Source organism: Saccharothrix lopnurensis, from assembly GCF_042658445.1.
Taxonomy (GTDB): Bacteria; Actinomycetota; Actinomycetes; order Mycobacteriales; family Pseudonocardiaceae; genus Actinosynnema; species Actinosynnema lopnurensis.
Window position 1 is genome coordinate 8,841 of sequence record NZ_JBHSQO010000083.1, and the last position, 2,910, is coordinate 11,750.

The window sequence follows — 2,910 nt, forward strand, 5'->3', positions numbered from 1 at the left end:
GACGCGTTCCCCGACGGCGGCGAGCACCGCCTCGGCGTCGGTCACCGCGCCGAGCACCACCTCCCGGTCCACCAGCGGCCGGTAGCGCCGGCCGTGGCCGTGGTGCACCGCGTACACCGCGGCCACGGCGCAGAACACGACCGGCAGGTCCCAGTTGTGGAACGCGTAGAGCACCAGCGGCGGGCCGAGCGCCCAGATCAGCGCCCGCCACCGGCTCAGCCTGCCGAGCAGGTACCCGGTGGCCAGGCCGAACGGCGCCATCAGCAGCGCCGAGAACAGCAGGAACGCCCCGTCGGTGTGCGCGAAGAACGCGCCCATCCAGATCAGCAGGCCGGTCAGCACCGGGTACTCGACCACCCCGCCGACCAGCACGCCCCCGCTGGTGATGTCGCCGTTGACGTACGGGAACACGTGGCGGTCGACGTCGCGGCCGATCCACAGGTGCTGGACGTCGGAGTAGCAGACGTCGGCCTTGTTGCGCTCCTCGTAGTCCGGGGCGCTGCGGCCCCACGCGTCGAACTCCGGGCCGGTGCAGCGGTCCTTGTTGAGGAAGCCCGCGAACAGCGTGAGGCCGCACAGCAGCACGAGCGCGGCGAGCGCGACCCGGCCGAACCCCGGCGCCCGCGGTCCGGCGTCCGCGCGCCCGGGCACGGCCGCCTCCCGCGACGAGCTCATCGACCCAGGTGCTCGCGGAGGAACGCGATGTCGGCGGCCTGGCCCTCGGCCGGTGTCTCGACCACGACCGGCGCCCCCGCGGCGGCGACCACCGCGACGAGCTGCTCGGGGTCGATGGTGCCGGTGGCGATGTTGGCGTGGCGGTCGCGGGCGGAGCCGAACGGGTCGCGCGAGTTGTTCAGGTGCACCAGGTCGATGCGGCCGGTGATGGCCCTGACCCGGTCGACGATGCCCACCAGGTCCTCGCCGGAGGCGAACGCGTGGCAGGTGTCCAGGCAGAACCCGGCGTCGAACTCGCCGACCGCGTCCCACAGCCGGGCCAGCATGTCGAAGGTCCGCGCCATGGCGTTGTCGCCGCCCGCGGTGTTCTCGATCAGGACCCGGGTGGGGAACCCGCCCTTCTCGGCCTGCCGCTCGAACATCTTCCGCCAGTTGGCCACGCCGTCCAGCGGGTCGTCGCCGCCGGTCACGTGGCCGCCGTGCACCACGAGGCCCCGGGCGCCGACCTTCGCGGCGGCCTCGGCGTGCTGGAGCACCAGCTTGCGGGAGGGGATGCGGATGCGGTTGTTCAGCGACGCCACGTTCGCCACGTAGGGCGCGTGGACGAAGACGTCCAGGTCGGAGGCCAGCAGGTCGTCGGCCCCGGGGTGGGCCGGGGGCGCCTTCCACCCCTGCGGGTCGGCCAGGAAGAGCTGGACGACCTCGGCCTCGCGTTCGGCGGCCGCGCCGAGCGGATCGTCGTCGCGGAGAACGTGAGCCCCGATGCGCATGGTGTGCAGGGTAGTGGGGACGTGCAACGACCCGGCCGCCACCGCCGATGAGCAAATCGTTCGGTCCCGGGGGTGGTTCGCGTCACCATCAGGACCTACGCTCGTTACTTGTAAGTAGGAAACGGCGTGCGGCGCACCAGGAGGCAGCACATGCGGACCCGGCTCACCCGGCTGTTCGGCGCGGTCGCCGTGGTGTTCGCGGCCGGCACGGCGGGCGTGGTGGGGAGTGCCGGGACGGCCGCGGCCGCGGAGCCGGTGGTCGTGGGCAGCTGCGCGACGACGGTGCGGGGCGCGCCGGGCACGCCGGTGGCGCTGAGCCCGGCCGCGGTGCTCGACCCGGTGGTCGACCTGGTGCGCGCGGTGCCGCTGCTCGGTCCGCCGCTGGCCGAGCCGTTCAAGCGGGCGTTCACCGCGCTGCCGCCGATCCCGATCGGCGCGGTCCAGGCGGGCGACTCGGTCATCCCCGGCGGCGAGATCGCCAACAGGGTCAACGCGGAGCTGAACAAGCTGCCGCTGCTCGGTCCCGTCATCACCACGCTGACCGGCTCCGTGCGGACCGAGCTGACCCGGCTGTGCGGCGTCGCGGTGCAGGTCGTCAACGGGGTCGCCGCACCGGTCCAGGACGGGTCGAAGGCGCTCGCGGACGCCTCGGAGCAGGCCGTGGGCCAGGTCGTGCCGCCCCGGCCGGGCGGCACACCGACCCCCGCCCCCGGTGGCACGCCGCCCCCGGCCGGTCAGCCGGGCACGAACCCGGGCACCGGCACCCCCGGCGGCACGCGGAGCCCGTTCACCCCGGTCGGCGGCGTGGGCGCGCTGGACGTGCCGCTGTACGGCTCGAACCCGTGGGGCGGGAACTTCGGCCGCGTGCCGCTGTTCGGCTACGGCTCCCTGCCGTTCGCCGTGCCCGGCCAGTACGCGCCGTCGCCGGGCGTGCGCTACGGCGGCGGGGTGGACGGCTACCGGCCCGGCTACGAGCTGCCCAGCGCGGGCGACTCGGACGGCGTGCAGACCGCCGGTCACGCCAGGGCGCTGCCCGGTGTGGGTCGGATGGGCGGCGGGGTCGCGGCCCCGGTGCTGCTCGCGGTGCTGATGCTGGCCTGCGTCACGGGCGCGCTGGTGCGGACCTGGGTGCTGCGCCGAGCGGTCGCCTGAGCGGTGGTCCCGGCCCCGCGCCGGGGTGCTCAAGTCGCCGGAAGGCCCAACCGGGCGGGCCGCGGTTGCTGCGTTCGCCCGCAGATTGATCACGCTGTGCACTGGGAGCGTTACGGGTCGTCACCTCCGCGAACCCCGAAGGGGATCCGATGGCCAGACGAACCCTCGCCGCGCTGTCCGCACTCACCCTCGCCGCGGCCCTGACCGCGGTGGGCGGGGCCCGCGCGCCCGCCGCGACCGCGCCGCCCTTCCCCGACACCCCGGTCACGAGCGACGGCCGGATCGGCGCGCCACCCGGGGCCTCGCGCGCCGC

The 2,910-nt window shown here is 75.1% G+C and carries 2 protein-coding genes and 1 pseudogene; 1 reads left to right on the forward strand and 2 read right to left on the reverse strand.

Going from position 1 to position 2,910, the window contains the following annotated elements:
• Both ACFP3R_RS37135 and ACFP3R_RS37140 read right to left on the reverse strand, forming a co-directional pair.
• Positions 1–675 (reverse strand): annotated as a pseudogene (locus ACFP3R_RS37135) (hypothetical protein); the annotation flags it as partial.
• Positions 672–1,445, reverse strand: coding sequence for a deoxyribonuclease IV (locus ACFP3R_RS37140; RefSeq protein WP_380643662.1), 774 nt, complete (start codon positions 1,443–1,445; stop codon positions 672–674). The pseudogene ACFP3R_RS37135 and the gene ACFP3R_RS37140, both read right to left, overlap by 4 nt.
• Positions 1,446–1,595: 150 nt before the next feature.
• Here ACFP3R_RS37140 and ACFP3R_RS37145 point away from each other — a divergent pair, with 150 nt between their 5' ends.
• Positions 1,596–2,597 (forward strand): hypothetical protein, encoded by a 1,002-nt coding sequence (locus ACFP3R_RS37145; RefSeq protein ID WP_380643664.1) that lies wholly within the window; start codon positions 1,596–1,598, stop codon positions 2,595–2,597.
• The last annotated feature ends 313 nt before the right edge of the window (positions 2,598–2,910 follow it).

Bases quoted from the DNA above. Each gene is read 5' to 3' on its own strand.
- ACFP3R_RS37145 (WP_380643664.1), top strand. From the start codon at position 1,596: ATGCGGACCCGGCTCACCCGGCTGTTCGGCGCGGTCGCCGTGGTGTTC.
- ACFP3R_RS37140 (WP_380643662.1), bottom strand. From the start codon at position 1,445: ATGCGCATCGGGGCTCACGTTCTCCGCGACGACGATCCGCTCGGCGCG.